The 26,512-nt window shown below is 63.9% G+C and carries 27 protein-coding genes; 3 read left to right on the top strand and 24 right to left on the bottom strand.

Annotation, left to right across the window (positions count from 1 at the left end; translation table 11 throughout):
• Positions 1 to 122 precede the first annotated feature (122 nt).
• The 7 genes from ABIE35_RS20645 to ABIE35_RS20615 form a co-directional block, all read right to left on the bottom strand.
• On the bottom strand, positions 123 to 665 hold the full coding sequence (locus tag ABIE35_RS20645) for a CinA family protein (protein ID WP_354517755.1): 543 nt from the start codon (positions 663 to 665) through the stop codon (positions 123 to 125).
• A complete protein-coding gene (gene pgsA / locus ABIE35_RS20640; RefSeq protein WP_354517754.1) occupies positions 662 to 1,264 on the bottom strand; it encodes a CDP-diacylglycerol--glycerol-3-phosphate 3-phosphatidyltransferase in 603 nt (200 codons plus the stop codon). The genes ABIE35_RS20645 and pgsA overlap by 4 nt, the downstream gene beginning before the upstream one ends.
• 38 nt (positions 1,265 to 1,302) lie before the next feature.
• The gene (locus tag ABIE35_RS20635) at positions 1,303 to 4,167 is read right to left on the bottom strand and encodes an FtsK/SpoIIIE family DNA translocase (RefSeq protein ID WP_354517753.1); all 2,865 of its coding nucleotides are present in this window, start codon (positions 4,165 to 4,167) and stop codon (positions 1,303 to 1,305) included.
• Positions 4,168 to 4,242: 75 nt separating this feature from the next.
• Positions 4,243 to 5,934, bottom strand: coding sequence for a ribonuclease J (locus tag ABIE35_RS20630; protein WP_207597024.1), 1,692 nt, complete (start codon positions 5,932 to 5,934; stop codon positions 4,243 to 4,245).
• Positions 5,935 to 5,961: 27 nt separating this feature from the next.
• Positions 5,962 to 6,873, bottom strand: a complete 912-nt coding sequence (gene dapA, locus ABIE35_RS20625; RefSeq protein WP_089594395.1) for a 4-hydroxy-tetrahydrodipicolinate synthase — start codon at positions 6,871 to 6,873, stop codon at positions 5,962 to 5,964.
• 58 nt (positions 6,874 to 6,931) lie between these two features.
• Positions 6,932 to 7,888 carry a carbon-nitrogen hydrolase family protein gene (locus tag ABIE35_RS20620; RefSeq protein ID WP_354517752.1) on the bottom strand — a complete coding sequence of 319 codons (957 nt, stop codon included), beginning with the start codon at positions 7,886 to 7,888 and terminating at the stop codon, positions 6,932 to 6,934.
• Positions 7,889 to 7,984: 96 nt separating this feature from the next.
• Positions 7,985 to 8,320, bottom strand: coding sequence for a hypothetical protein (locus tag ABIE35_RS20615; protein WP_354517751.1), 336 nt, complete (start codon positions 8,318 to 8,320; stop codon positions 7,985 to 7,987).
• A gap of 89 nt (positions 8,321 to 8,409) precedes the next feature.
• Between ABIE35_RS20615 and ABIE35_RS20610 the strand changes: the two genes are divergently transcribed.
• Positions 8,410 to 9,645, top strand: a complete 1,236-nt coding sequence (locus tag ABIE35_RS20610) for a heparan-alpha-glucosaminide N-acetyltransferase domain-containing protein (RefSeq protein WP_354517750.1) — start codon at positions 8,410 to 8,412, stop codon at positions 9,643 to 9,645.
• Here the strand turns inward: ABIE35_RS20610 and ABIE35_RS20605 are convergent.
• The 9 genes from ABIE35_RS20605 to ABIE35_RS20565 are packed head-to-tail and all read right to left on the bottom strand — an operon-like array spanning position 9,621 to position 17,250.
• Positions 9,621 to 10,109: a hypothetical protein gene (locus ABIE35_RS20605; protein ID WP_207597021.1), complete on the bottom strand. Its 489-nt coding sequence runs from the start codon at positions 10,107 to 10,109 to the stop codon at positions 9,621 to 9,623. The two genes, ABIE35_RS20610 and ABIE35_RS20605, sit on opposite strands and share 25 nt — an antisense overlap.
• A gap of 4 nt (positions 10,110 to 10,113) precedes the next feature.
• A complete protein-coding gene (dapB, locus tag ABIE35_RS20600; RefSeq protein ID WP_354517749.1) occupies positions 10,114 to 10,872 on the bottom strand; it encodes a 4-hydroxy-tetrahydrodipicolinate reductase in 759 nt (252 codons plus the stop codon).
• Positions 10,873 to 10,923: 51 nt separating this feature from the next.
• Positions 10,924 to 11,379 carry a molybdenum cofactor biosynthesis protein MoaE gene (locus ABIE35_RS20595; protein ID WP_354517748.1) on the bottom strand — a complete coding sequence of 152 codons (456 nt, stop codon included), beginning with the start codon at positions 11,377 to 11,379 and terminating at the stop codon, positions 10,924 to 10,926.
• Positions 11,369 to 11,866, bottom strand: a complete 498-nt coding sequence (locus ABIE35_RS20590) for a MogA/MoaB family molybdenum cofactor biosynthesis protein (protein WP_354517747.1) — start codon at positions 11,864 to 11,866, stop codon at positions 11,369 to 11,371. Before ABIE35_RS20590 ends, ABIE35_RS20595 begins: the two co-directional genes overlap by 11 nt.
• On the bottom strand, positions 11,863 to 12,399 hold the full coding sequence (gene moaC / locus ABIE35_RS20585) for a cyclic pyranopterin monophosphate synthase MoaC (RefSeq protein ID WP_354517746.1): 537 nt from the start codon (positions 12,397 to 12,399) through the stop codon (positions 11,863 to 11,865). The genes ABIE35_RS20590 and moaC overlap by 4 nt, the downstream gene beginning before the upstream one ends.
• On the bottom strand, positions 12,387 to 13,613 hold the full coding sequence (locus ABIE35_RS20580) for a molybdopterin molybdotransferase MoeA (RefSeq protein WP_354517745.1): 1,227 nt from the start codon (positions 13,611 to 13,613) through the stop codon (positions 12,387 to 12,389). The genes moaC and ABIE35_RS20580 overlap by 13 nt, the downstream gene beginning before the upstream one ends.
• Before the next feature lie 58 nt (positions 13,614 to 13,671).
• Positions 13,672 to 15,279 (bottom strand): molybdopterin-dependent oxidoreductase, encoded by a 1,608-nt coding sequence (locus tag ABIE35_RS20575; protein ID WP_354517744.1) that lies wholly within the window; start codon positions 15,277 to 15,279, stop codon positions 13,672 to 13,674.
• Positions 15,276 to 16,496 carry a sensor histidine kinase gene (locus ABIE35_RS20570; protein ID WP_354517743.1) on the bottom strand — a complete coding sequence of 407 codons (1,221 nt, stop codon included), beginning with the start codon at positions 16,494 to 16,496 and terminating at the stop codon, positions 15,276 to 15,278. Before ABIE35_RS20570 ends, ABIE35_RS20575 begins: the two co-directional genes overlap by 4 nt.
• Positions 16,483 to 17,250, bottom strand: coding sequence for a response regulator transcription factor (locus ABIE35_RS20565; protein ID WP_354517742.1), 768 nt, complete (start codon positions 17,248 to 17,250; stop codon positions 16,483 to 16,485). The genes ABIE35_RS20570 and ABIE35_RS20565 overlap by 14 nt, the downstream gene beginning before the upstream one ends.
• A gap of 134 nt (positions 17,251 to 17,384) precedes the next feature.
• On the opposite strand from ABIE35_RS20565, the gene moaA reads away from it, so the two are divergent.
• Positions 17,385 to 18,524, top strand: a complete 1,140-nt coding sequence (gene moaA, locus ABIE35_RS20560; RefSeq protein ID WP_354517741.1) for a GTP 3',8-cyclase MoaA — start codon at positions 17,385 to 17,387, stop codon at positions 18,522 to 18,524.
• Positions 18,525 to 18,528: 4 nt separating this feature from the next.
• Complete coding sequence (locus ABIE35_RS20555; RefSeq protein ID WP_089594386.1) at positions 18,529 to 18,795, top strand: MoaD/ThiS family protein; 267 nt, start codon at positions 18,529 to 18,531, stop codon at positions 18,793 to 18,795.
• A gap of 9 nt (positions 18,796 to 18,804) precedes the next feature.
• Here ABIE35_RS20555 and ABIE35_RS20550 read toward each other — a convergent pair whose 3' ends face one another.
• The 8 genes from ABIE35_RS20550 to truB all read right to left on the bottom strand — a co-directional run bounded on the left by ABIE35_RS20550 (position 18,805) and on the right by truB (position 26,504).
• The gene (locus ABIE35_RS20550; RefSeq protein ID WP_354517740.1) at positions 18,805 to 19,266 is read right to left on the bottom strand and encodes a DUF1579 family protein; all 462 of its coding nucleotides are present in this window, start codon (positions 19,264 to 19,266) and stop codon (positions 18,805 to 18,807) included.
• Positions 19,267 to 19,344: 78 nt separating this feature from the next.
• Positions 19,345 to 20,688: a M16 family metallopeptidase gene (locus ABIE35_RS20545; RefSeq protein ID WP_354517739.1), complete on the bottom strand. Its 1,344-nt coding sequence runs from the start codon at positions 20,686 to 20,688 to the stop codon at positions 19,345 to 19,347.
• 89 nt (positions 20,689 to 20,777) lie between these two features.
• The gene (locus ABIE35_RS20540; protein WP_354517738.1) at positions 20,778 to 23,030 is read right to left on the bottom strand and encodes a polyribonucleotide nucleotidyltransferase; all 2,253 of its coding nucleotides are present in this window, start codon (positions 23,028 to 23,030) and stop codon (positions 20,778 to 20,780) included.
• Positions 23,031 to 23,268: 238 nt separating this feature from the next.
• Positions 23,269 to 23,538, bottom strand: coding sequence for a 30S ribosomal protein S15 (rpsO, locus tag ABIE35_RS20535; RefSeq protein WP_039240590.1), 270 nt, complete (start codon positions 23,536 to 23,538; stop codon positions 23,269 to 23,271).
• Positions 23,539 to 23,697: 159 nt separating this feature from the next.
• Positions 23,698 to 24,681, bottom strand: a complete 984-nt coding sequence (locus ABIE35_RS20530; RefSeq protein ID WP_354517737.1) for a bifunctional riboflavin kinase/FAD synthetase — start codon at positions 24,679 to 24,681, stop codon at positions 23,698 to 23,700.
• An 88-nt stretch (positions 24,682 to 24,769) separates the two neighbouring features.
• The gene (locus ABIE35_RS20525) at positions 24,770 to 25,216 is read right to left on the bottom strand and encodes a hypothetical protein (protein ID WP_354517736.1); all 447 of its coding nucleotides are present in this window, start codon (positions 25,214 to 25,216) and stop codon (positions 24,770 to 24,772) included.
• Positions 25,217 to 25,218: 2 nt separating this feature from the next.
• Complete coding sequence (locus ABIE35_RS20520; protein WP_089594379.1) at positions 25,219 to 25,572, bottom strand: hypothetical protein; 354 nt, start codon at positions 25,570 to 25,572, stop codon at positions 25,219 to 25,221.
• 2 nt (positions 25,573 to 25,574) lie between these two features.
• Positions 25,575 to 26,504, bottom strand: coding sequence for a tRNA pseudouridine(55) synthase TruB (gene truB / locus ABIE35_RS20515; RefSeq protein WP_354517735.1), 930 nt, complete (start codon positions 26,502 to 26,504; stop codon positions 25,575 to 25,577).
• Positions 26,505 to 26,512: the final 8 nt, after the last annotated feature.

Here is a 26,512-nt window from a genome sequence, read left to right as displayed (position 1 = left end):
CCCTCAGTCATCCGGTTCGCTGGTGGGCGGACCGGGTTGGTTTCTACATCCTAGGCGCCCCGGCTCTTCCGAAGCGACTCAATGACACAACTATTGGCAATCAGTTTTTGTTCCCGGCTACTTTACGAACGGTAACCATCCCCCTCCAGCGCGGCAAGCAGACGCACCAGGGCCGCCTCGCAGGCTTGCTCGCGAATGGACTGGCGGTCCCCCGTGAAGCTGAATTCGAAGGCTTGTGTTCCGGCATCGGCAGCGATTCCAACGAACACTGTTCCCACGGCTTTGCCGTCGTGGGGATCAGGTCCGGCCACGCCGGTAGTGGATACTCCAATCCTGGCGCCGCAGGCGCGCCGGGCACCGTCGGCCATGGCTTCCGCAACAGCACCGTCCACGGAGCCGACGTCGGCAAGCAGCCCTTCCGGGACGCCCAGGACGCCGGCCTTGACGGAGTTTTGATACGCAACAACTCCGCCCTGAAGCATCCCTGAGGCGCCGGGAGTATTGGCCAAGGTGGCCGCTACCATTCCAGCGGTGAGCGACTCAGCCGTAGCCACCGTGAGGTTCTTTGCGATCGCCGCGGCGACCACCGCCGTCGACGTCTCTGCCGCGGCGACCACCGCCGTCGACGTCTCTGTTGCGGCGGAGACGGCGTCACCGGACGTCATGCCCGACGCCCCGCCGCCCGCAGCCTGAGGGCTTGGACGATGTATTCGACGCCGGTCCACAGGGTGATGGCAAGCGCCAGCATCATGACCCAGAAGGCAACGTCGCCCAGCCAGGGGGCGATCGCTTTGAGGGGAAGGATGTACAGGAAGATGGCTACGGTTTGGACCACCGTCTTCAGCTTTCCACCCCTGGAGGCCGGCATGACGCCGTACCGGATCACGACGAACCGAAGGGCCGTGATCCCCCACTCGCGGACGAGGATGAGGATGGTGACCCACCACGGCAGTTCCCCCAGGATGGACAGGAGCACCAACGCGGAGCCGATCAGCAATTTGTCGGCGATGGGATCGGCGATCTTGCCGAAATTGGTGATGAGGCCGCGCGCCCTGGCGATGTCGCCGTCGAGCTTGTCCGTGTAGATGGCTACCGCGAAGGCCACCACGGCTGCCCAGCGCCACAGGCCGTACTCGCCGTTGTCGGCGAGCAGGAACCAGACGAAAAACGGGACCAGGACGATCCGGAGCATCGTGAGGATGTTGGGCAGGTTCCAGACATCGGAGTTGCTGGACGTCGCGTTATCACCCTCGGCTGTAGTCACCCCTCTAGGCTACCGTCTTTGGGCTGACGCCTTTGAAGCTAGCGCCCCGTCAACGACCAGGCGTCTTCGCCGCCTTCGTCGTCGTCATCGGGCCCGTCAGCGCCATCGTAATACTCAATGGCCTGCGTCCGGTTGTCCAGGTCTGCCTGCACGAGATCCTCCGCATAACCGCCGACGGCGATATTCGAGTTCGCGTTGTCGCTCAGGGCCGCCGTGTGGGCGTCGGGGGCGGCGGGCGATTCCTGGCCCTTCATCGCTGCCAGGACGGCCGCGAGGTCGTCCGGCTTGACCAGGACATCGCGGGCCTTCGAGCCTTCCGAGGGCCCCACCACGCCGCGTGATTCTAGGAGGTCCATGAGTCGCCCGGCCTTGGCGAAGCCCACCCGGAGCTTGCGCTGCAGCATCGACGTGGAGCCGAACTGGGTGGTCACCACCAACTCGGTGGCCTGCAACAGGACCTCGAGGTCGTCTCCGATGTCGTCGTCGATCTGCTTCTTGGGGGCTTCGGCAGCAACGTCGTCGCGGTAGACGGCCTGGAGCTGTCCCTTGACGTGCTCCACCACCTTGTGGATCTCGGATTCCGTCACCCAGGCGCCCTGGACACGCATTGCCTTCGACGCACCCATCGGCAGGAAAAGCGCGTCACCCTGGCCAATAAGCTTCTCCGCGCCCGGCTGGTCCAGCACAACACGGGAGTCCGTCACGGACGAGGTTGCGAAGGCCATGCGGGAAGGCACGTTCGCCTTGATCAGGCCAGTGACCACATCCACGGACGGGCGCTGGGTGGCCAGGACCAAGTGGATACCGGCGGCACGGGCGAGCTGGGTGATGCGGACGATCGAGTCTTCGACGTCGCGCGGGGCCACCATCATGAGGTCGGCGAGCTCATCCACGATCACCAGAAGGTAGGGGTAGGGCTTGATGACCCGTTTGGAGTCCACGGGCGGCACCACTTTGCCGGCACGGACAGCCTTGTTGAAGTCGTCGATGTGCTTGTAACCATAGTTGGCGAGGTCGTCGTAGCGGGCGTCCATCTCCCGAACCACCCATTGCAGGGCCTCCGCGGCCTTTTTGGGATTGGTGATGATGGGCGTGATGAGGTGCGGGACGCCTTCGTAGGCGGTGAGCTCCACACGCTTGGGGTCCACCATGACCATGCGGACTTCATCCGGGGTGGCACGCATGAGGATGGAGGTGATCATGGAGTTCACGAAGCTCGACTTACCAGCACCAGTGGCCCCAGCCACCAACAGGTGGGGCATCTTTGCCAGGTTGGCCACCACGTAGCCGCCCTCGACGTCCTTGCCAACGCCCATGACCATGGGGTGGTCTGTCCGGCGGGCGTTCTGGCTCCGCAGCACATCGCCCAGCGAAACCGTTTCGCGGTCCGTGTTGGGGATCTCGATACCAATCGCCGATTTGCCGGGGATGGGGCTCAGGATGCGGACATCGCTCGATGCGACCGCGTAGGAAATGTTCTTGGACAGCGCTGTAACACGCTCCACCTTGGTACCGGGAGACAGCTCGATCTCGTAGCGCGTCACAGTGGGACCACGGCTGAAGCCAGTCACGGAAGCGTCCACGTTGAATTGTGTCAAGGTGTCCGTCAGGGCGGCGACGACGGCGTCATTCGCCTCCGTGCGCTCCTTCGGAATGGAGCCCGGCGTCAGGTAGTCCGAGGCCGGCAGTGTGTAGGTGACATCCCCGGCGAGGGACAACTGCTCCGTGCGCTGTGGGATCGGCGTTTGCGGGAGCGGCGCACCGGCAGGCTTCGCGGGGACCTGGGCCACGGTGGGTGCGGGAACGGTCATGTCAGGAGTGATGACCGGGATGGCTTCGGTGGGGTTGTCGATGCCGGGCACACCCCCGAGGCCCTGGGCTGCCTTGATCTTCCCGACGGCGATCTCCGCCTGGGTTGGGCGACGCACCCCCGGCGGAACGCGCGGTTCCGACGCGGCGGGGGTTTCGTCGTCGTCGACTATTGCGTGTTCGAAAGCTTCGTCCCCGACGTAGCCCTCCAGGCCTGCCTCGGGTTCCTCGTCCTTGCCGAAGAGGCGCATGCGCTTCTTCTTGGGCTTGGCCGGTGCGTCGTTTTCGTAAAGGTAGCTGCGATCGTGGGCGTCCTTGCCGGAACCGTCCATGAGGTCCACACCCATAAGGTGCTCATAGGCACCCCGGATCCGGGAGGGAATGGCGCCAAACGGGGTCGCGGTGACGATCAGGAAAGAGACGAACGCCAACAAGCTGTAAAGGACCACCGGTACTGCACCATGGATTGCGGCCAGAGGGGCGGCAGCGAGGAATCCCAACATGCCGCCTGCCTTGCGCAGGCCATCGAACCCATCGGCCACGGTGGGCAGGCCGCCAATGACGTGGGCCAAACCCGAGCCGGCCAGGGTCATGATCATGAAGCCAATGCCCACACGGTTGTTGCCGCGGCCGTCCTGGGGTTTCCGGAACAATCGGAAGGCACAAACAAAAAGCATGAAAGGCAGAATCAGGGTCATCCAGCCAAACGTCCCGTTGACGACGCTGTAGACGGCGTCCGGAAGCCAGCCTGTCAGGCCCCACCAGGCGAAGGTGGCAATCGCGATGCCCAACACCAGATTGAACAGGGCTGCGCCGTCACGGCGATCCGCTGGGTCGAGGTCGCTGACGTCGTAACCGATGCGCCGGACGCCGGCACCGACCACATGGCCGATCCCCTGCCAAAAACCTGAAAGCATGCGCAAGGGCAGCGGAGCCTGGGGCACGACGGCGGCTGCCTGCTTGGTGCGGGCAGTGCTTCCACGCCCGCTTTTGCTCGCGGCGGCGCTGGTTTTGGATGTGGCTGCGCTCCGGCCTGTTCCGCCGGATTTACTGCTGGAGCTGCCTCGTGGCGTGGAGGTAGTACGGGTCGCCATAAGTGCCACGGTACCGCAAGGGGGCCTGAAATCCGCGGATTTCAGGCCCCCTTGGGTATGCATGTTGCCCTGGGGCTACGCCTCAAGCACCACCGGAATGATCATGGGACGGCGGCGGAGCTTGCGGTTGACCCACGTGCCGATGATCCTGCGCACCACCTGCTGCAGCTGATGGTTGGTGTGGTCTGCGTGATTAAGCACAGCGTCTTCCAGCGCGGCGTTGATCTTGGGGATGATCTCGTCGAAGACGGAATCATCCTCAGCAACACCACGGGCATGGATTTCCGGTCCGGACACGATCTTGCCGGTAGTGCGGTTGATGACCGTGATGATGGAAATGAAGCCCTCGTCTCCGAGGATGCGACGGTCTTTCAGATCGGCGTCGGTGATCTCACCCACGCTGGAACCGTCCACGTAGACGAATCCGACCTCTACTTGGCCAACGATGTTGGCTTTGTGGTCCTTCAGGTCGATCACTGTGCCGTTGTCGCTCAGGATGATGCCCTCGGAGGGAACACCGGATTCCCGTGCGATGTTGCCATTGGCAATAAGGTGACGGGTTTCTCCGTGCACGGGCATGGCGTTGAGCGGCTCAAGGATGTTGTAGCAGTACAGGAGCTCCCCTGCCGCTGCGTGCCCGGAGACGTGGACCTTCGCAGTGCCCTTATGGATCACGTCCGCGCCGAGCTTGAGGAGTCCGTTGATGATGCGGAACACGGCGTTCTCGTTGCCGGGAATCAAGCTTGAGGCCAGAATGACGGTGTCGCCGGGGCCAACCACTACGCGGTGGTCGCCGTTGGCCATCCGTGACAGTGCAGCCATCGGCTCGCCCTGGGAACCGGTGGACATCAGGACCACGCGGTCATCGGGCATGTTGTCGATGTTCTTGATGTCCACCAAAATTCCGGCCGGCACATCGAGGTACCCCAGCTTGGCGGCGATGGCCATGTTGCGCACCATGGAGCGTCCAACGAAAGCGACCTTGCGGCCATGCTTCTCTGCGGCATCAAGGACCTGTTGGACACGGTGAACATGGGACGAGAACGACGCGACGATGAGGCGCTTTTTGGCTTGGCCGAACAGGCGGTCCAAAGTGGGACCAATTTCCTTTTCGGCCGTGGTGAACCCAGGGACGTCCGCGTTGGTGGAGTCGGCCATGAAAAGGTCCACGCCCTCTTCCCCCAACCGGGCGAAGTGGCGGAGGTCGGTGATGCGGCCATCCAGCGGCAACTGGTCCATCTTGAAGTCGCCAGTGTGCAGGACCGTGCCACCCTCGGTCCGGATGAACACGGCCAGTGCATCAGGGATGGAGTGGTTTACGGCAATGAACTCGCACTCGAACGGGCCGAATTGCTCCACCTGGCCTTCGGTGACGGTCAGGGTGTAGGGCTTGATCCGGTGTTCCTGCAGCTTCGCTTCCACCAGGGCCAGGGTGAGCTGGGACCCGATCAGCGGAATATCGGCCTTGAGGCGCAACAGGTAGGGAACCGCACCGATGTGGTCCTCGTGACCGTGCGTCAGTACGACGCCGACGACGTCTTGCAGACGGTCTTCGATGTAGGAGAAATCGGGCAGGATGAGGTCTACGCCGGGCTGGGTCTCTTCTGGGAAGAGCACGCCACAGTCAACGACCAGCAGCTTGCCGTCGATTTCGAAGACGGCCATGTTGCGGCCGATCTCTCCCAGGCCACCGAGCGGAACAATCCGCAGCGTGCCTTTCGGCAGTTTCGGCGGCGTAACCAGTCCGGGAAGGGCGGTTTGGGTCATATTGTGCTACTTTCCGGCGGAACCGTCCTAGACGTTGAAGTCCATTCCGGCTTCCGCCAAATCCCCGCGGATGATGTCGATCTCGGCCGCGTCCGGCTCCACGAGGGGCAAACGGACAACCGAGTTGGGCAGGACTCCCTGCCACTTGAGAATCTGCTTGGCGGCTACTGCGCCTTGGACCCGCGTCATGGTTGCGCGGATGACGGGTTCCAGTTCAAAGTTGATGGCCCTCGCAGTGGCGAGGTCGCTGGCGTTCACGGCGTCGATCAGTTCGCGGAAGCGACGCGTGGCCACGTGGGTGGTGACGCCCACCAGGCCGACGGCGCCGAGCGCCATCCACTGGAGGGTCAATCCGTCATCACCGGAATAGAAGACCAGGTCAGTCTCAGCCATGACCCTGGTAGCAGCGGCAAAATCCGCCTTGGCGTCCTTGACCGCAACGATGTTCTGGTGCTTGGCCAGGCCGATCATGGTCTCAGGAGCAATCGCGATGGAGGAGCGGCCTGGGATGTCGTAGAGCATGACGGGCAGATCCGTTGACGAGGCAATGGTCTCGAAGTGCGCCCGGACGCCTGCCTGGCTGGGCTTGTTGTAGTAGGGCGTGACGATCAGGAGACCGTCCACGCCAACCTCAGCCGCGCGCTGGGAAAGGTGCACCGAGTGTGCGGTGTCGTTGGTGCCGGTTCCGGCAATGATGGCAGCCTTGCCGCCGACGGCTTCTTTGACCGCACGGAACATACCGAGGTTTTCGTCGTCCGTGAGGGTTGATGTCTCTCCGGTGGTGCCGGTAACAACGAGCCCATCGCAACCATCCTGGACAAGCTTCTCTGCCAGTACAGCGGCTTGGTCGTAGTCCACCTTGCCGTCCTCGGTGAACGGAGTGACCATCGCGGTCAGGAGGGTACCAAGGGCGGGAGTGTGGGCGCGCAAGTCAGACATAAGAAAAACGTTACCCTGTCACGGGCTTGTTACAAGAATGGGTTCCGCGTGATGGTCCTCATGCCCCTGCTGCGGATCTGTAGGCGTCAAGGCGGGACCGGTTCAACGACACCATGGCGACTTCCGTTCCGGTGCCGGCCATCCGGACCAAGGCAACCCCGTCGGGGCCCCACCCTCCACTGAGGCCGCAGGAAGGGCCCAACAGCGTTTCCCCTCCAAGGTTCGCCAATAATCCGAACATCCGATGATCCATGGAACGGGCGCCCAAATGCAGTCCGAGCCTGAGCTCCTCGCCCCTCGTGTACAGCGCAGACACTGCATACACATCGGCCTTCGCTTCCGCCGCTGCACCGGCGTGGGCCGGATGCGCGGCGTCAGCACAGACAGCAAAGGCAACCCGCCATCCGTCAACGTCAAGCACCTCCGGACCGCTTCCAGGGACAAAAAGCTCCCGTTCCGGCCCATGCAAATGAGTTTTGAAGACCGGTTTCACCGAACCGTCACGGCCAACGACGAGCGAGGCCAGCCGGGGCGTCTGATCCACCTCCCGCCAGCCTGCGCCGACGACGGCCACCGTCCTGGTGCGGGCACAGACATCCTGGAGGGGGCGGAGCCGCGGGTCGTCTTCGGTCAACCACGGCGAAGGCCGGCTGCCCAGTAAGGGCCGTCCTGCTCCGCCGGGGACTTCGAATGCGGTGAGTTCGTACCCGGTCAAGGAGAGCTCGGGAAAAAGCACCAGGCGAGCACCACGGTTGCAGGCCTCCTCCACCAGCCTCACATGGGCCGCGACGTTGGCCTCCACGGCCGCTCCGCCGGCACCTGGAAGCAGCGCTTCATACTGAACGACGGCCACGCGAAGCACTGCCGGGTCATCCGGTTCATCCCTTGGGCGGGACGGGGCTTCAACGAACCCGGGCCCTGCGGGAGCGGTGTCAGCGGACGGGCTCTCAACGGACATGCCACCCAGGGGCTGGGCCGGCCTTTGGGTTGGGACTTGCGGGAGTGTCGGAGTCACCCGCCCATCCTATTCCGGAGGCGACCACAGGGTGTTGCAGGTCAGGGCGAGGCGAGGAGCCAGCAGGCCTTCCCAGTCCAGTCAGACACCGGCTGGCTAGGCCGGCCCAGGCGTCCGCGCAGGCTGCTCCGAGCAATACTGCGCCACGGCCCGCTCCTTGAGGTGTTCAGCCCAGGTCACCAAGCGCTGGGAAGCGCGAACGTACTCGAACAGTTCCAGCGGCGTCAGGGAATCCAAGTCTGCCTCGGATAGCCGCCGGGCCAGTTCAGCTCCTGGCGGCTGCTCGGCCAATACTGTTCCTTCGCGGCGCCACTGGGTGTCTTCAGGGGGTTCGCCCGCCACGAGTTGCCTGAACAGGAAGTCGACGACGCCAGGGCTCATTGCTTTCATGGGTCCGGTGAGACCGTCGGGTGGCGTGGGAACATCGTTCATCCTGCCATGCTATTCGAACATATATTCGAAAACAAGAGCCTGACTCCACCGCCGGTCCGGCTCACAGTTGGCTGTGAGACCATCGCAGCATGACTTCGCAAGAGACTGCGCCTCCGCGGAAAGCGCGCGACGGCGGCCAGGTCTCCTTCCGGCTCACTGGGATCGACGCCGCCAGGGGTGCAGCGTTGCTTGGAATGATGTCCACGCACCTCCTGCCGACGTTCGGGCCCTCCCCGTCGTGGGAGCCGACCTTCGTGGGACTGGTATTTTCGGGCCGGTCTGCTGCTCTCTTCGCTGTCCTTGCCGGCATTGGATTGGCGCTGAGTACGGGCCGGCAGGAACCTCGCGCAGGCAGCGATCTCCGGTCCGCCAGGGGCGGCGTCGCAATGCGCGCCCTGGTGATTGCGGTCGTCGGCCTCACCCTGGGAGGGCTGGACGTCAACGTCGCCGTCATCCTGGTGCATTACGCCGTACTTTTCCTGTGCGTCCTGCCATTCCTTGGCCTTCGGCTCAAGGCACTGTGTTTCTGGGCGGCGGGCTGGGTGCTGTTGTCACCGCTGCTGGCCTACCTGGTCCGGCCGTTGCTGTTGGACGCCGCACCTCCCCTGCGACTGGGTCACAACCCCAACGGCGAGGACCTGGGGACGCCGGCTCGTCTCCTCGCAGACCTCTTCTTCACTGGTTACTATCCGGTGTTCCAGTGGATCTCATATCTGCTGATCGGACTGGCGCTCGGCAGGTTGGCGCTGAAGACCGCGAAGGTGCAGTTCCTGCTCTTAAGCGGCGGAATCGCTGTGGCTGCAGCGGCAAAGCTGGGAGGGTTCCTTGCCCTGGAAGCATGGGGCGGCCAGGCCGCGCTGGAGGCGCTTCCCGGCACCCGCGGGTACCCGCTGGAAAGCATGCTTCAGGTTAATCTGACCGGGCTGGAGCAGACCGGTTCGTGGTGGTGGTTGGCCACGGCGTCCCCCCATGCAGGGACCACGCTGGACCTGCTGCACACCAGCGGAACGGCTGCCGCAGTGGTGGGTTTCTTCCTGCTGCTCGGTACCGTGGCCGAACGTATCAAGGTCAATTTCCTGATAGTTCTCAGCGGGCCGGGAGCCATGACGCTCAGCCTCTACTCTGCCCATGTATGGGTGGTTTCGGGGTTCACCAACCAGCCGCTGCCTGCAGGGTGGACGGAAGAGGTCATGTACTGGACCCAGGCACTGTGTGCCGTGGCAATCGGCGTGTGCTTTGCCTTGATCCGGCGCCGCGGACCGCTGGAGTGGGTAGCCCATACGGCGTCGAGGCTGGGCAGCTACCGTCCCGCAGCGGTGGGCTGAGAGCGGAACAGCTTCACGGCGTCGCGCATTGACGCCCGGGCGCGCTTGCGGTCCCCCGAGGCGTCATAGGCGCAACTCAGCCGGAACCAGGAACGCCAATCCTCCGGCGCCGCCTCGGCCTCGGCGCGGTACTTCTCGAACTCCGCATCCGCGGCAGCCCGGACAATCCGCCCGCCGGGCGTTCTCGGCAGGGTGTCCTCGGGCAAACCGCCTTCCGCTTCCAGGACCTTGGCCATCTGCTCGGTGCGGGCGCCAAACAGGAGCTCACGGATGAGCGCCCACGCACCGACGATGGGCAGGACCAGATAGGCCGCTCCAATGCCCTTCGCTACCAGGTTCGGATCACCGAGGAGGAGGAACGAGCGCTGGACGGACACCACCAGGTACAGCACAAGCAGGAGGGTGATGGCGCCGACCCAGATTTTGGTGCGGTTCTTCTTCAAGGAAGTCCAAAAGTTTCCCATGGACCTAGAGTCCCAGGTCCAGGTAGCCGTCCAGGCCAACCGTGAGGCCGGGGTGCGCTGCTACCTTGCGCAATCCCAGCAGGACGCCGGGCATAAAGGAAGCCCTGTCAAAGGAGTCATGGCGCAACGTCAGCTGCTCACCCGGACCGCCTAAAAGGACCTCCTGATGGGCTACCAAACCGCGGAGCCTGACACTGTGGACGCGGACACCCTCCACGTCACAGCCCCTGGCTCCGTCCAACGATGTTTCAGTGGCGTCCGGGCTTGCTGGAACTCCGGCTGCCTGCCGTGCATCAGCGATCAGCTGCGCCGTACGCACCGCCGTGCCGGATGGTGCGTCCACCTTGTTCGGGTGGTGCAGCTCGATGATCTCGACGGACTCAAAATACTGTGAGGCTTTGGCCGCGAAAGCGGAGGCCAGCACAGACCCCAGGGCAAAGTTCGGGGCGATCAGGACGCCGGTGTCCGGCTTCTGCTCCAGCAATGCCCGGAGGGACTCCAGCCTGTCGGCATTCCAGCCAGTGGTACCCACGACAGCGTGGATGCCATGCTCCACGGCAAACCGGACGTTGGTCTCGGTGGTGTCCGGGACGGTGAGGTCAACAACATACTGTGCGCCGGCGTCGAGCAGGGTTTCCAGGGAATCGCCGCGCCCCAGGGCAGCTACAAGCTTCATGTCATCAGCGGCTTCCACGGCTTTCACGGCTTCAATTCCCATGCGCCCGTGGGCGCCCAGCACTGCAACAGCAAGTTGTTCGGTCATGCCGTTAACCCTACCGCCGGGCCGGCACCCGACAGGAACCGTGACTCAGACCTACTCCCCCGCGCCAACCCACTCGACGGTGCCGTCGGTGAAGAACTGTTCCTTCCAAATGGGAACCTGCGCCTTTACCCTGTCCACCAGCTCGGAACAGACAGCAAACGCCTGTCCCCGGTGGGCCGCCGCGACGGCGCAGACGAGGGCCGGGTCGCCGATCTCCAGCATCCCGATGCGGTGCGCTGCCCATATGCGGACGGGTTGATCGGCTTCGCCTGAATGCTCAGCTACCAACTGGGCCACGACGTCGGACATGACCTGGTGCGCCGTGGGATGGGCACTGTAACTGAGTCGGTCCACACCCTTGCCGGAATCGTGGTTCCGGACTACGCCACTGAAGCTGACCACAGCCCCGGCGGAGTCCGACTCGACCGCCGCGATGGCTTGGTCCACCGAGATGGGTTCCGCGCTGAGGACAGCGCTGACTACTTCGAAATCTGTTTCAGTGCCCATGGCCACCTTCCATTTGTTCGCACAAGTGCCCGATCACTGGGTCCAGGACGGCCAATCCATCCATGACGCCCTTCGGGGATCCCGGCAGATTGATGATGAACGTCTTTCCCGCAGCTCCCGCGTGGCCGCGGCTCAGCATGGCCATCGGCGTCTTCGCAGCGCCCGCGCGCCGGATTCCTTCCATGATGCCGGGAATTTCGCGGTCCAGGAGCGGCAGCGTCATCTCCGGTGTCTTGTCATCAGGGCTCAGGCCCGTTCCACCGCTGGTGATGACGATGGCGGGGTCCTGGGTCAGGAGCGCCCTGAGGGCAGCTCCCACCGGTTCCCCGTCCGGCACCACCATGGTGGGGAACGTCTCGAAGCCGTGCTCATTGAGCCAATCGAGGATGATGGGCCCCGTCTCATCGGCGTAGATCCCGGCAGCAGCCCGGGTGGAGGCGATCACGACGCCGGCCTTCCGAACGCTGTTCGGCTCGCAAGCACTCATTCGCCGGCCTCCTGGACCGGTTCCCCGGAGACGTCCCAGTCGCCGCTCTTGCCGCCACTCTTGGCCAGCACGCGGATGTCCGTCAGCACGGCGTGCTTGTCCACGGCCTTGATCATGTCGTAGACACTTAGCGCCGCGACCGATGCCGCCGTCAGGGCTTCCATTTCGACGCCGGTCACGCCCTTGGTCTTGACGGTTGCCAGGATGTCCACCGAGCCGGCGCCCAAGTTGAAATCCACGGTTACTTTGGAAATCGGCAACGGATGGCACAACGGGATCAACTCGGGCGTCTTCTTCGCCGCCATGATGCCTGCCACCCGTGCCACGGCGAGCGCATCGCCTTTGGGCAGCTCACCGGCGCCCAGGAGGACCATCACATCGGGGGTTGTGCGGACGGTTGCCGTGGCGGTGGCCTCGCGTGTGGTCACTGCCTTCGCGGAGACGTCCACCATCTGCGCAGTGCCGTCGTGCCTCAGGTGCGTCAGGCCGCCGCCGTGTTCTGGTATCCCGGAAGTTTCATTCACAGCATCCATACTTCCACTTCGGCTCCTGCGGTGAGTTCCGTGACGTTGCCCGGGATCTGGACCAACGCGTTGGCACGGGCAAGGGCGTGGACCAGATGGGAGCCTGCGCCGCCTTCCATACGAAGGAAACCGTCCCCGGCCACCGAACCACGCCGGACCTGGTGTTTGCCCTCCGGCGAGGTCAGGGGTTCGGCCAGGCGTACTTTCCGTACGGGTCGTGGCGCGGGAGTTCCCATAACCTCCGACAGGGCTGGCCGAAGAAACATCTCAAAGGAGACGAGGCAGCTGACAGGATTGCCGGGAAATCCGAGGAACGGAACGCCGTTGAAGGTCCCCAGCCCCTGCGGCCCGCCCGGCTGCATTGCAACGGGGAGGAAATCAACGGGCTGGTCGGCCATCGCCTGGCGCACCACCTCGTAGGCACCCTTGCTCACTCCCCCGGTGGTGACAATGACATCCACGGGACGGTCCACCCCCCAGGTGTGATGGTGAAGGACGGCCAGGAGGTGTGCGGGGTCGTCGTCCGAGATGCCTGTTCGAACAACATCCAGGCCCGCCTGGCGCATGGACGCTTCAAGCAGCGTTCCGTTGGAGTCGAAGATCTTGCCGGGCGTGAGTTCTTCCCCCGGTTCCACTACCTCGTCTCCCGTGGTGATAAGGAGGACACGCAGAGCTTCAGGGACCTCAACTGTTGACAGGCCCATGGCTGCCAGCAGGCCGAGCTGGGCCGGTCCCAGCAGGGTGCCTGCCGCCAGGGCCAGGGCGCCCTTATGGATGTCGCTGCCGCTGTTCCGTACATAAGCACCGGGAGCCGCCGCGGGAAGGACGACGACGGCATCCATGGTTATCGGGTCGGGGAAGGCACTGGGGTGCGCTTTCTCGATGGGTACGACGGCGTCGGCACCCTCTGGAATCATGGCCCCGGTCATGATGGGCGCGGCGTGGCCGGCCTTCAGCGCCGTTGGTGTCGCACCTGCCGGGACTGGCGCTGCCACCCGGAGCTGCCCGCCGTCGTCGGGAATGTCTTGTGACCGGACGGCAAAGCCGTCCATCTGGGAGTTCGCGAACGGCGGCAAGGAGAGCGGCGCATGGACATCGACGGCGAGCGGCTTTCCCAGTGCGTCGAGCAACGGCACACGGTGGTTTCCCTTGGTGGTGGCAACGCCTGCCAGCAGTTCCACCACTGCCCGGCGATGGCTTGCAACAGATCTGGGCACGGACAACCTCCTGTTGTGACACGCTGGCTTCCGGAACTTCTCCGGACGTACCCAGACTAGGGCCTTAGCCCACCTTGACGCTGATGGTGTGATAGCCCGTGGCGCCGTCCGGAGCCACGGGGGCTTTGTCCTCGGTCTGCGGCTGGCCGGTCAAGTCGGTGGCCCGCACTTGGACCTCGTAGTCGCCGGGGGTGAGGTCCACGCCCAGCTGCCACTGATACCAGGTGTCCGTGGAAATCCCGCTCGCAAGAGTGGCCTGCTTCCAGGGGCCGCGGTTGACGCGGAGCTCAACGCGGCTGATGCCCCGGTGCTGGGCCCAGGCCACACCTCCGAACTGCACTGTGCCCGGCTGGACCGTCCTGCCGCTGCGGGGAACGTCGATGCGTGACTGCGTCTTGATGGGTCCGTGATCGCTCCAGCCCCGGGGAGTCCAATAGGCGGTGTCGTCTGCAAAGCGTGTGACTTTCAATTCGGTCAACCACTTGGTTGCCGAGACGAATCCGTAGAGCCCGGGAACGATCATGCGGACCGGGAAGCCGTGCTCCAGCGGGAGTGGTTCGCCGTTCATGCCGACGGCCAGGAGGGCGTCACGATCGTCGGTCAAGGCCTCCAAGGGTGTGCTTGCCGTCCAACCGTCGTTACTGGTGGACAGCACCATGTCTGCTCCGGCTTTGGGGCCGGCCATGGCAAGCAGTTCCCTGATGGGCCAGCCCAGCCAGAGCGCATTGCCTATGAGGTCTCCGCCGACGTTGTTGGACACGCAGGCGATGGTGACGTGCCGTTCGATCATGGGTTTGGCGAGGAGAGTGGCGAAGTCGATCTCGATCTCGCGGTCAACCAATCCGGTGACCCTCAGCCTCCACGCCGGAGGGTCGATAGCCGGTACCGTCAGTGCCGTGTCGATTCTGTAGAAATCGGAGTTCGGGGTCACCAGGGGGCTGATGCCGTCCACGGACAGCGAGGCGCCGGCGGGTATTGCCTGCGGTGGGATCACGGGTTCCGGGAGCGTCATGGAACTGCGGAAACCTGACGCCACGGCCGTGGCCCGGGTGAGGACCGCAGTGACGGTTCCGGCCACGGCGGCGGCGAGGGAGGTGCCAGCGAGGGCGTTGAGGAAACTCCGCCGTGCCAGGGGTGCGGGATCATGCCCCTGCAGTTCCTCGTTTGCGGCCTCGGGTGCCCACGTGACGAGCCGCCGGTTGAGGGTGCGCAACAGCAGCATCGTGACGACCGCGGCGACGATCGGGGCCAAGGCCGCCTGCGGGCTTGCTTGGGCACGCGTGACGACGGCGGTCAGTCCAGCTGCTCCGGCCACCCCGGCCAGAGCCAGTCCCCAGCCGGCGCGGCGATGCTCCAGAACGCCGGCCAGCGCGGCCAACAACCCCGCGACGAGAACGATGGATGCAACCAACACGATCTTGTCCGCTGTGCCGAACAACTGCACGGCCAGGTCCTTCACTCCGGGGGGCACTGCATCAATCACAGCTCCGCCCAGGGCCGTGACAGGGGAAACCAACGGGCTCAGCAGGCCCGCGGTCAGTTCGCCGGCCGCAATCCCCGCACCGCCTGACGCTACACCTGCCGCGGCAGGCCACAGACGTAGGCTGAGCCGGCCGCGTGACCGGGTGGAGGCACGGGTTTCCGGCCTGTCCACACTTTTATGCGTGCTCATGCTGCGCCTCCTGCGCGTTCGTCGGCTGAAATCCCGGACGTGGCCGGGACGGATCCCGCCGGAAGGGACAGCGCAAACCGGCAGCCGCCGTCAACGTTTTCCACGGTGACAGATCCACCGTGGGCCTTGACGATGCCGGCCACCATGCTCAGTCCAATGCCCGCGCCACTGTAACTGCCCTGCAGTCCCTCAGTGGTGCCCCGGGCGGGGTCTTTCTGCCAGCCCGTCTCGAACAGATGCGGCAGGTCCTCGCTGCGGATACCCCCACACTGGTCCTGCACTGCGACCACTGCATTTCCACCGTTCAGCCCCGGGCCCTCGCGTCCGACGCTGACGTGGACCTCAGTATCCGGCCTGCTGTAGATAATGGCGTTGAGGAGGATGTTCCGCACGGCCCGGGCGAGGCTGGGTCCATCGGCGACGGCCATGCACTCACGGTCGCCGCCGCCGTCGAGCGTGATACCGCGCTGAGCGGCCAAAGGTGCGAGGTCGGACAACGCATCGCTGACGAGGTCGTAAAGGTCCAGCCGTTCAGCACGGAGACGGAGAGTGCCGGCCTGGATCTTGGACAACTCCAGGAGGTCATTGACCATGGCGGTCATCTGCTCCGTCTGTCCGATGATCTTCCGGTAGTAACCAGGCACGTCGGACGCCATGCCGTCCTCAAGTGCCTCGGTCATGGCGCGCATGCTGGCCAACGGGGTCCGGAGATCATGCGATATCCACGACACCAATTCCCGCCGGGCAGTCTCAATGGCGGCTTCACGCTCCCGTGACTCGGCCAGGCTGCGGCTGCTGGCCTCAAGTTCCTTGGCCAGTTCGGCAAGTTCGGACGTCATGGCGGGAGCTCTGCCGCGCCCATCCCCGGCGTGATCCAAGGTCTCCCCTCGGCCCAGCCGCCGCGCGGCAACCACCAACCGTGCAGCGTTACGGGACACGCCCGCGCCCAGCATGAGTGACAAGGCAACAGCCACCGCTGATGCCACGGCCAGGATGTACCACATGACTTCCAGGTCCCTGGCAGAAATGAACATGGCATTGAACGCGCTGACCATGCCGGCTACCAGGACCGCAACCGTAGCCACCACCACCAGGCAGATCTGCGCCAGGACCGACGCCCGACGCAACAGTCGCAGGCTGAACAAGGTCGCGGCGCCGATGAGGACGGCCCAGAACAAGACCCAGGCCAGGATGGTCCACAGCTCACTGCCCTCCATGGCCACGCTCCCCGCCCTCGGCCTGCTCCCGCGCGTTGCCGGCGGCGGAATCAAAGCGGTACCCCACACCCCAGACCGTTTTGAGCAACTCCGGCTTGGTGGGGTTGGCTTCAATCTTCTCCCGCAGGCGACGCACGTGCACTGTGACTGTTGAGAGATCGCCGAAGTCCCAGCCCCACACGACCTTGATGAGTTCCTCGCGGCTGAAAACCTGGTGGGGCCGCCGCATCAGGAAAGCCAGGAGATCGAATTCGCGCACAGTCAAGGCCACCGGAGTTCCGTGATGCGTCACTGTCCGGGACGCGGGATCGAGTTGGAGACCCGCGGCTTCCACCGGTGGTTCCGGCGTGAACTCCTTGATGCTTCGCCGGAGCACCGATTTCACCCGGAGGACCAGCTCCCGCGGTGAGAAAGGCTTGGTGACGTAATCGTCAGCGCCCATCTCCAGGCCCAGGATCCGGTCATCTTCGGTTCCCAGGGCCGTGACCATGATCACCGGTACGCTCATGGACTGACGGAGCCGGCGGCATACCTCCACGCCGTCCAATCCGGGCAGCATGCGGTCCAGGATCACCAGATCGGGTTGGCGGGCCGCTGCCAACTGCAGGGCGGTAAATCCATCACCGGCCATGTCCACCTGGAAGCCAGCTTGCAGCAGGTAGTCGCGGACCACGTCGGCGATGGTCTGTTCATCTTCCACCAGGAGGATGCGGCGATTCCCTGGTTCCGCTGTTGATGCCGTAGGTGTGGTCACGCTTTCAGCATAGGTTTGCCGGCGGTCCCCGGCACCCGATTCAGGCATCCGCGGTGCAAGTGTATGGAATCCGTAAGAACTGCATGACTGTAATTGGTGTCACTGATCCTGCCACGGTGGCGTAGCCTGAATTCATGAGTGTTCAGCTGGGAATGCCGGTGCCCCCTTCGGGTGGCCCCGCAGGCAGCAAGGAAAGTGGCGTCGCGGTACCGCCGCCGCGCCCCGCAGGAACGCCTGCGGGCCTGTGGGACCGCTATGGCCGGCGGGCTACGGACATGCGGCTGTCCCTGACGGACAAATGCAACCTGCGCTGCACTTACTGCATGCCGGCCGAGGGGTTGGAATGGCTCTCGAAACAAGCCGTAATGACCAAGGACGAAATTGTCCGGATCGTCCGCATCGGCGTCAACGCCCTGGGCGTGCGGGAACTGCGCCTCACGGGCGGCGAACCCTTGGTCCGCGCTGACCTGTTGGACATCATTTCCGGCATCCGCAGCGACCACCCGGACCTCCCGATCTCCATGACCACCAACGGTGTTGGCTTGGACAAGAAGGCGGCGGCACTGAAGGCCGCAGGCCTCACCCGCATCAACGTTTCCCTCGACTCGCTTCATGAGGAAACCTTCACCCAACTCACGCGCCGGCCGTTCCTGGATCGCGTCCTGGCCGGCGTTGATGCCGCATGGGCGGCTGGCTTGGGGCCGGTCAAGTTAAATGCAGTGCTGATGCGCGGGATCAACGACGCCGAATCGCCGGACTTACTCGCCTGGGCATTGGGCCGTGGCTACGAGCTTCGCTTCATCGAACAAATGCCACTGGACGCCGATCACGGGTGGACCCGTCGCAACATGATCACGGCCGCGGAAATCCGGGATCTGCTCTCCCGCGACTTTGTGCTGGGCCACGACCCCCGCGAACGGGACGGCGCCCCGGCCGAACGCTTTGAAGTACGACGCCGGGACACGGCTTCCGGTGAAGCTACAGGTCCGGTCCTTGGTACAGTCGGCATCATCGCGTCGGTCACCGAACCGTTCTGCGCCGACTGCCGCCGAACGCGCATCACGGCCGAGGGCAAGATCATGAGCTGCCTCTTCTCCCGGGAAGAGTTCGACCTCCTGGGCCTGCTGCGTGACGGGGCCACAGATCATGAACTGGCATCGCGGTGGGAAGACGCCATGTGGGTCAAACCTAAAGCCCATGGCATGGACCACACAGGTCTTGGCGCAGCGGACTTTGTCCAGCCGGACCGCAGCATGAGCGCAATCGGAGGCTGAACCCGTGCTTGTCCGTTACTTCGCTGCCGCACGCGCGGCGGCCGGTGTCGAGGAAGAACGTCACGTCCTCCCGGAAGGCACCAGCCTGGAAGCGTTGCTGGAAGCCGCCCTCGCCGTCGAACGTCCACTGCCTCCAGAAGGCACTCCGACGCTGGACCGCATCGTGGCACGAAGCAGTTTCCTGCGCAACGAGGTAGCTGTGAGGGACCGTTCAGCACCGCTTGGAGCCCAGGACGTCATCGATGTCCTGCCGCCCTTCGCCGGAGGCTAAGGATCTGGCTCAGGCCTTACGAAAGACGCTCTTCAGCAACGGACTGAAGTCCGGTGTCCCTTCCAGCCGTAGATCTGCCGTGTGCACCAGGACCCCGTCCTCGACGCGGAATGTGTGCCTGGCGACGCCGTCGGCAGTCCTCCTGTCCAAGGTCAGGGTGCCTGCATTCCACGCTCCTCTGACCGGGCTGGACGGCGGCCTCCCCAAACTGTCTACGTAGTACCAAAGAGTGTCCCCGTGATCCCGGTCCACAGTGAACATGCCATGCCCTTCAAAGTGCGTGCCGTCCGCCTCGCGGTGCCGGTAGCTCTGGACGACGGCGTACCCTCCGGCAGCCTTGGTGAAAACCACTTCCGCTTCAGCCGTCCGGGCACTCCCCCACGGCGACGCGGCAATCTCCGTGATGCCGCGCCAGTGACCGATGAATTCCTGCAACAGCTCCGCGGCCTGGCCGCTCGAGGGCAGATCCATTACGTCTCCAAAGTCGTCAGGGCAGCATGATCACCGTGTGATCATGCTGCCCTGTTGACAGTGCGTGCGTCCAGAGGCCTAGAGTCCGAAAGTCTCGGTTTCCTCGAAAGGACCCACCACAGTGATGGTGCGGGGTGCTGCTGCGAGTTCGCGGGCCAGGTCCTGCACTTCTTCCACCGTGACGGCCTGGATCCGGGCAAGGGTTTCGTCAATGTCCTGGAATTCTCCGGAAACCAACTCTGCCCGGCCCAACCGTGACATACGTGATCCCGTGTCTTCCAGGGCCAGGACGATTCCACCGCTGAGCTGGCCTACGGCCTTGCGGAGTTCTTCCTCCGTGATGCCCTCCTTGGCAAGCTTCTCCAACTCGACGCCCAGGAGGTCCAGCACCTGGCGGACCTTGGACGGCGTGCAGCCTGCGTACATTCCGAAATAGCCGGCGTCAGCGTAAGCCGCGGTGAAGGAGTACGTGGAGTACACCAGGCCTCGCTTCTCGCGGATTTCCTGGAACAGCCTGGAGGACATGCCGCCACCCAGGACAGCGTTGAGCACGCTCATGACGAATCGCCGGTCATCGGTTGCCACAATCGTGGGGCAACCCATGATGATGTTGGCTTGCTCCACGGGGCGCTTGACCACATGGAGGCCGGACGTTCCGCTGATGACGGCGCGGTCCGTTCCACGGCGGTTGACGGGGGCTGCCTGGGGGTCGAGCTGCCAGCCCGCGGCCGTCAGGGCATCGAGGACAAGGTCACAGACGACGTCGTGGTCCAGGCCGCCGGCAGCGGTGATGACCAGTTCCTCCGGGCGGTAGTAGCGCTGGTAGTGCGCCCAAACCGCATCCCTTGCCACAGCCTTGATGGCGTCAGGGGTTCCACCGATGGGACGGGCCAGGGGGTGGTTGCCGAGGACGGCCTCAACGAATTTCTCGTGGGCAACATCCGTAGGGTCATCGCTGTCCATTGCGATTTCCTCAAGGATGACGTCGCGTTCCTGCTCCAATTCAGCAGGATCCAGGACGGCGCCGGTGATCATGTCGGCAATGACATCGATGGCCATGGGCAGGTCGGTGTCCAGTACCCTGGCGAAGTAGCAGGTGCTTTCTTTCGCGGTGGCAGCGTTCGATTCGCCGCCCACCTCGTCAAAAGCCGACGCGATCTCCAAGGCGGTGCGGCGCTTGGTGCCTTTGAACAGCAAATGCTCAAGGAAGTGTGTGGAACCGTGCTGGCCGTCCGCTTCATCGCGCGAACCCACTGCCACCCAGAACCCTATGGTGGCCGAACGCTGGCCGGGCATTGCCTCGGTCAGGACGCGCACGCCGCCGGGAAGGACCGAGCGCCGTACGACGGAACCGCCCTCGGCACCATGGATCAATTCGCCGCCGGGAAGAGTTTGCTCCAGCGGCAAGGGTACGACAGTCATCAAGGCCTTTCAGGTTTTCGGGTTAAGGCCGGAAGGGCCGGTGGAGCTTTTTCAAGCCCACCGGCCCCGCCGGGTGTACTGCTTACAGACTACTCTGCGGCCGCTTCAGCGGCCTCAGCCGGAGCGTCCTCGGCAGCAGCTTCGTCTTCCTCGGCAACAACCGGGGAGAGGGAAAGCTTGCCGCGGTCATCGATCTTGGTGATCTCGACCTGGACCTTCTGGCCCACGGAGACTACGTCATCAACGTTGTCCACGCGCTTGCCGTTGGCCAGCTTGCGGAGCTCGGAGATGTGCAGCAGGCCGTCCTTGCCCGGGGTCAAGGAAACGAAGGCACCGAAGGTGGTGGTCTTGACGACCGTACCCAAGTAGCGCTCACCGATTTCCGGGACCTGAGGGTTGGCGATGGCGTTGATGGCGGAACGTGCTGCATCGGCAGACGGACCGTTCGTGGCGCCGATGTAGACCGTGCCGTCATCTTCGATGGAGATGTCCGCGCCCGTGTCTTCCTGGATCTGGTTGATCATCTTGCCCTTGGGGCCAATGACCTCGCCGATCTTGTCCACGGGGATCTTGACGGCGATGACGCGCGGAGCGAACTCGGAGAGCTCATCCGGGGTGTCGATCGCTGCGTTGATGACCTCGAGGATGTGGAGGCGGGCTTCGCGGGCCTGCTTCAGTGCTGCTGCCAGCACGGAAGCGGGGATGCCGTCGAGCTTGGTGTCCAGCTGGATGGCCGTGACGAACTCGGATGTACCGGCAACCTTGAAGTCCATGTCACCGAAAGCGTCTTCGGCGCCGAGGATGTCGGTCAGCGCTGCATAGCGGGTCTGGCCGTCAACCTGGTCGGAAACCAGGCCCATGGCGATACCGGCAACTGCTGCTTTCAACGGCACACCGGCGTTGAGCATGGAAAGCGTCGAAGCACAGACCGAGCCCATGGACGTCGAGCCGTTGGAGCTGAGGGCCTCGGATACCTGGCGGATGGCGTACGGGAACTCTTCACGCGTCGGCAGAACCGGAACCAGGGCGCGCTCTGCAAGAGCACCGTGGCCGATTTCGCGGCGCTTCGGGGAACCGACGCGGCCGGTCTCACCGGTGGAGTACGGCGGGAAGTTGTAGTTGTGCATGTAGCGCTTGCGCGTTACCGGCGACAACGAGTCGATCTGCTGCTCCATCTTGAGCATGTTCAGCGTGGTGACACCCATGATCTGGGTCTCGCCGCGCTCGAAGATGGCCGAACCGTGGACGCGGGGCAGAACCTCTACCTCGGCGGTGAGCTGGCGGATGTCCGTCAGGCCACGGCCGTCGATGCGGATCTGGTCCTTGAGGATGCGCTGGCGCACAACCTGCTTGGTGACCGAGCGGAAAGCTGCGGACAGTTCCTTCTCGCGGCCTTCGAAGTTACCGGCAAGCGCGCCCAGGACTTCGTCCTTGAGTTCGTCAGAGGCGTTGTCGCGGTCCTGCTTGTCAGCGATCTGGAAAACAGCAGCCAGCTTGTCGGCAGCAGCGGCTTCAACGGCGGCGTAAACATCGTCCTGGTAGTCCAGGAACACGGGGAACTCGACGGTGGGCTTGGCAGCGCGTGCAGCCAGGTCCGCCTGTGCTTCACAGAGTGCCTTGATAAACGGCTTTGCAGCCTCCAGGCCCTCGGAAACAACCTCTTCGGTGGGTGCAGTGGCGCCCTGTTCCTTGATGAGGTTCCAGGAGTTGTCCGTGGCTTCGGCTTCAACCATCATGATGGCGACGTCGTCACCCGTGATGCGGCCGGCTACAACCATGTTGAAGACGGCGTTCTCAAGCTGGGAGTGCTTGGGGAAAGCAACCCACTGCGAACCCTGTTCGTCGGCGATGAGGGCGACGCGGACGCCACCGATCGGGCCGGAGAACGGGAGTCCGGAAAGCTGCGTGGACATCGAGGATGCGTTGATGGCAACGACGTCGTAGAGCTCATCGGGGTTGATCGCCAGGACGGTGACCACGATCTGGACCTCGTTGCGCAGGCCCTTGACGAACGCGGGGCGCAGGGGACGGTCCATGAGGCGGCAAGCCAGGATGGCTTCGGTGGACGGACGGCCCTCGCGGCGGAAGAACGAGCCCGGGATACGGCCGGCAGCGTACATGCGCTCTTCAACGTCAACCGTCAGCGGGAAGAAGTCGAAACCTTCGCGCGGCTGCTTGCCTGCGGTGGTTGCGGAAAGCAATGCGGTGTCTTCGTCGATGTAGACCATCGAAGCTCCGGCTGCCTGCTTGGCAAGGCGGCCGGTTTCGAAGCGAATGACGCGCTTGCCGAAACGACCGTTGTCGATAATGGCTTCGGAGAACTGGATTTCGGGACCCTCCATAGAGAGTCACCTCCGTTTCTGTTAGCGGAAGTCCGCCGCATCAACCCAGGCCTCTTCTTTATTCCTGGCCTGTACGACACCCGGTCATCGATCGAGATCCACGGGGCAATCGTCACCGATCGTTCCCGGGAATCACTACCGAGGACCGCGAATGCGCGATGCGGTTGATTCCTGTTTTTAGTTGTTGGTGAAGAAGACGGCCCGTTCCACGAGGGACCGGGCCGTCCCTAAAGTCAGACTAGCGACGCAGGCCGAGGCGCTCGATGAGCGAACGGTAGCGGGCGATGTCGGTGTTCTTCAGGTAGGAAAGCATGCGCTTGCGACGACCAACCATGGCCAGCAGACCGCGCTGGGTGTGGAAGTCGTGCTTGTGCTCCTTCATGTGCTCAGTCAGATCCTTGATCCGCTGGGTCAGGACTGCAACCTGCACCTCGGGCGAACCGGTGTCGCCTTCAGAGGTTGCGTATTCCTTGATGATGGACTGCTTTACAGCGGCTTCAAGTGCCACGTGAACTCCTAGAGTTGTGCCGTGCCTCCCGGTGCAGCACCTCGCTGACGGGTTGCCTTTGGTGCGTCGCCGCACACAAAAACAGGTCCAGCCGCCACGGACTGCAGCCGGATCCACTCATCAGTTTACCGGCAGGCCGGCAGTGTTGTCGAAATGCGCCTAGCTCTGGCCCAGGAGCTCGCGCGCCTGGGCGACATCCAGGCACATCTGCTCGACCAATGCCTCGGGTCCCCGGTACGCCACCATGCCCCGGAGGCGCTGGGTGAATTCAACGGCTACGGTTTGGCCGTAGAGGTCGAAGTCCTCCACATTTTCCTCGGGACGATCGATCACATGGGCTTCAACCTGACGGCTGACCCCGTCGAACGTGGGGTTGGAACCCACGGAAATTGCAGCCGGCCACCGGGTTCCGGACTGGTCGATCAACCAGCCGGCATAAATTCCGTCCGCAGGAACATAGCCGGTGGAATCGTGGGAAAGGTTGGCGGTGGGGAATCCGAGGTCACGGCCACGGGCAGCGCCATGGACGACTTCCCCCCGCATCCGGTGGGGCCGGCCCAGGACTGCCGCGGCAGTCACGACGTCTCCCTCGGACAAAGCTTCCCGCACCCAGGTGGAGGAACAGCGGCGGTCGGTATCGCCGTCGTCGTGGACCGGAAAGCCTCCCGCGCCGTACTCATTCACTACCTGAACACTGAAGCCGAGCTGGTCCCCCAGCTCCTGCATGGTGATGACATCGCCGGCATTTCCTGCGCCAAAACGGAGGTCATGACCCACCACCAAGTGTGCGGCGTGCAGCCCGTCCAGGAGGACCTCGCGCACAAACTCCAGCGGCGTCATGGCCGCCAAGTCCAGGGTGTACTTCATTACCAGTACGGCATCGACGCCGGTGTCCGCCAAGGCATCCAGCTTGTCTTGGAGCCCCATGATCAGTTCCGGGGCAGAATCCGGTCTGTGGACCAGGGCGGGATGCGGATCAAAGGTCACTGCTACCGACGGGATGTTGTGCCGCTTGGCGGTATCAGTCAGTTGCGCCAGGACATGCTGGTGTCCGCGATGGACACCGTCAAAGTTTCCGATGGTGACGACTGTAGCTCCGAAGTCCTTGGGGACTTCAGTGGGATCGTTCCAGATGTGGACCATCAACCTCGCCTTTTACTGCAGATATTCGTTCCGCCCGGCAACCTTCCGGCGCCGGAACATTCTAAGGTTACCCGCCAGGGCAGCTGGCTCAGGACGGCCTGCGTTTGTTGAGCCACAGGAGCCCGAGGATCGGCAGGACCAAGGGGACGAATCCGTAACCGCGTCCGAAGAGCGACCAGACGGTGTCGTGCGGGAACGCGACGGGATCGAAGAGGCTGATGGCCCCCACCACCAGCACGCCCACAAGTTCCGTCAGCACCGCCGCGAGGGAAACCTTGTACCAGGCGCGGCCGGGCTTGGCCAAAGAAATGGTTGCCACGATGTACACGACGGCGGCGAAAGCCGAAAGGATGTGTGCCAGTGGAGCTTCGGCAAACTTGGTGGCGATCTGGTAGCCCGCACGCGCCGTTGCCGACAATGCAAAGACTGCGTAGACCGCGATCAGCAGGCGGCCCGGACCAGTATTGCGGGTGTCCTTCTGCTGCGGGTTTGCCGGGTTGGTCTCGGTTCCAGTCACGTCGTGTTCTTCCTTCAAGGTCAGTACCAGATCTGGTTCATGCGGGCACCCATGACGAGCACGGTGACGCCTACCGCGGCCAGGACGAAGTTGCTCCAGCGGGTTCGTTCAAGGATGGCCCAGTAGACAGCACCCAACGGGATCATCAGGGCCGTTACCAGGTAGCCCCAGAACTCCCAGGCCTCACCGGCAATCTGTTCGCCCATGGCCACCCGGACGATCGAACCCACCAAATACACCAGGAGGACCAGTTCAACGGCGAGCACGGAGAAGATAGTGGGATCGTTCGGTGCTTTCTTCATCAGGCCTGCCACGAGGCACATGATGGTGGACACCAATCCGACGATCAGGATGGCATAGAAGTATCCGTCCATGGTTATTGCCCCTGCCCGGTTCCGGACCCTGTTCCCGGAGCGAAGACCAACACCGGTTTTGCGAAGCTGCCGGCGTCCGCCAGCAGTGCTACCAGCTCCCCCGACGGCGCGAACGCGGCTGCTGGGTTCTCAGCCGTAGCGGCCGTGGGCGTACCTGCGCCGGGGCCGGCAGCAATACGTCGGCCAAAGGAGATCTCCGTGGTTTCTTCTTCGCTGAGCTCCCGGTTGGGCATGAGGGCCCTGGCCGCCAAGGACATGTCCAGCACGTTGAGTTCTTCTGCCAGTTCCTCCAAGGTGCGGGCCTGGTCAAGGGTGTACGGACCAACCTGGGTCCTGCGCAGGGCAGTAAGGTGCCCCCCAACGCCCAGGCCATGGCCGAGGTCGCGGGCCAACGCCCTGATGTACGTACCGGAAGAACATTCCACGGTGACGTCAACATCCACTACCCTGCCGCCGTCGACCCTTGCTATGGAGTGGACATCGAAACGATGGATGGTGACCGGGCGGGCGGCGAGCTTGACTTCCTCGCCGGAGCGGACGCGGGCGTAGGAACGTTCACCGTTGACTTTGATGGCGCTGACGCTGCTGGGAACCTGCTGGATGGGTCCTGTCAGCGCGGCCACCCCGGAGGCAATGGCGTCATCGGTAACCTCCGCGGCCGTGCGGGATTCGATGACCTCGCCCTCAGCGTCATCGGTGATGGTGGTTTCGCCCAACCTGATGGTGGCGGTGTAGGTCTTGGAAGTGCCCACGATGTAGGTCAACAGGCGCGTAGCCTTGTTGATGCCGAGCACCAGCACGCCGGTAGCCATGGGATCCAGCGTTCCCGCATGCCCCACTTTCCGGGTACCAGCCAGCCGCCGCATCCGGCCAACCACATCATGGCTGGTCCATCCCTGCGGTTTGTCAACGATTACCAGTCCAGAAAGCACGCTTACCA

Source organism: Paenarthrobacter sp. 4246 (assembly GCF_040546855.1).
In the GTDB taxonomy this organism is placed as follows: domain Bacteria; phylum Actinomycetota; class Actinomycetes; order Actinomycetales; family Micrococcaceae; genus Arthrobacter.
This window is presented reverse-complemented; position numbering and strand designations above follow the sequence as displayed.

What these genes read in the sequence shown, in the direction of transcription:
- ABIE35_RS20635 (WP_354517753.1), bottom strand. Translation starts at nt 4,167, where the DNA reads ATGGCGACCCGTACTACCTCCACGCCACGAGGCAGCTCCAGCAGTAAA.
- ABIE35_RS20520 (WP_089594379.1), bottom strand. Translation starts at nt 25,572, where the DNA reads ATGGACGGATACTTCTATGCCATCCTGATCGTCGGATTGGTGTCCACC.
- dapB (WP_354517749.1), bottom strand. Translation starts at nt 10,872, where the DNA reads ATGACCGAACAACTTGCTGTTGCAGTGCTGGGCGCCCACGGGCGCATG.
- ABIE35_RS20630 (WP_207597024.1), bottom strand. Translation starts at nt 5,934, where the DNA reads ATGACCCAAACCGCCCTTCCCGGACTGGTTACGCCGCCGAAACTGCCG.
- ABIE35_RS20595 (WP_354517748.1), bottom strand. Translation starts at nt 11,379, where the DNA reads ATGGGCACTGAAACAGATTTCGAAGTAGTCAGCGCTGTCCTCAGCGCG.
- ABIE35_RS20615 (WP_354517751.1), bottom strand. Translation starts at nt 8,320, where the DNA reads ATGAACGATGTTCCCACGCCACCCGACGGTCTCACCGGACCCATGAAA.
- ABIE35_RS20545 (WP_354517739.1), bottom strand. Translation starts at nt 20,688, where the DNA reads ATGACTGTCGTACCCTTGCCGCTGGAGCAAACTCTTCCCGGCGGCGAA.
- ABIE35_RS20590 (WP_354517747.1), bottom strand. Translation starts at nt 11,866, where the DNA reads ATGAGTGCTTGCGAGCCGAACAGCGTTCGGAAGGCCGGCGTCGTGATC.
- ABIE35_RS20605 (WP_207597021.1), bottom strand. Translation starts at nt 10,109, where the DNA reads ATGGGAAACTTTTGGACTTCCTTGAAGAAGAACCGCACCAAAATCTGG.
- ABIE35_RS20550 (WP_354517740.1), bottom strand. Translation starts at nt 19,266, where the DNA reads ATGGATCTGCCCTCGAGCGGCCAGGCCGCGGAGCTGTTGCAGGAATTC.
- ABIE35_RS20610 (WP_354517750.1), top strand. Translation starts at nt 8,410, where the DNA reads ATGACTTCGCAAGAGACTGCGCCTCCGCGGAAAGCGCGCGACGGCGGC.
- ABIE35_RS20645 (WP_354517755.1), bottom strand. Translation starts at nt 665, where the DNA reads ATGACGTCCGGTGACGCCGTCTCCGCCGCAACAGAGACGTCGACGGCG.
- ABIE35_RS20570 (WP_354517743.1), bottom strand. Translation starts at nt 16,496, where the DNA reads ATGGAGGGCAGTGAGCTGTGGACCATCCTGGCCTGGGTCTTGTTCTGG.
- ABIE35_RS20540 (WP_354517738.1), bottom strand. Translation starts at nt 23,030, where the DNA reads ATGGAGGGTCCCGAAATCCAGTTCTCCGAAGCCATTATCGACAACGGT.
- dapA (WP_089594395.1), bottom strand. Translation starts at nt 6,873, where the DNA reads ATGTCTGACTTGCGCGCCCACACTCCCGCCCTTGGTACCCTCCTGACC.
- ABIE35_RS20530 (WP_354517737.1), bottom strand. Translation starts at nt 24,681, where the DNA reads ATGGTCCACATCTGGAACGATCCCACTGAAGTCCCCAAGGACTTCGGA.
- moaA (WP_354517741.1), top strand. Translation starts at nt 17,385, where the DNA reads ATGAGTGTTCAGCTGGGAATGCCGGTGCCCCCTTCGGGTGGCCCCGCA.
- ABIE35_RS20575 (WP_354517744.1), bottom strand. Translation starts at nt 15,279, where the DNA reads ATGAGCACGCATAAAAGTGTGGACAGGCCGGAAACCCGTGCCTCCACC.
- moaC (WP_354517746.1), bottom strand. Translation starts at nt 12,399, where the DNA reads ATGGATGCTGTGAATGAAACTTCCGGGATACCAGAACACGGCGGCGGC.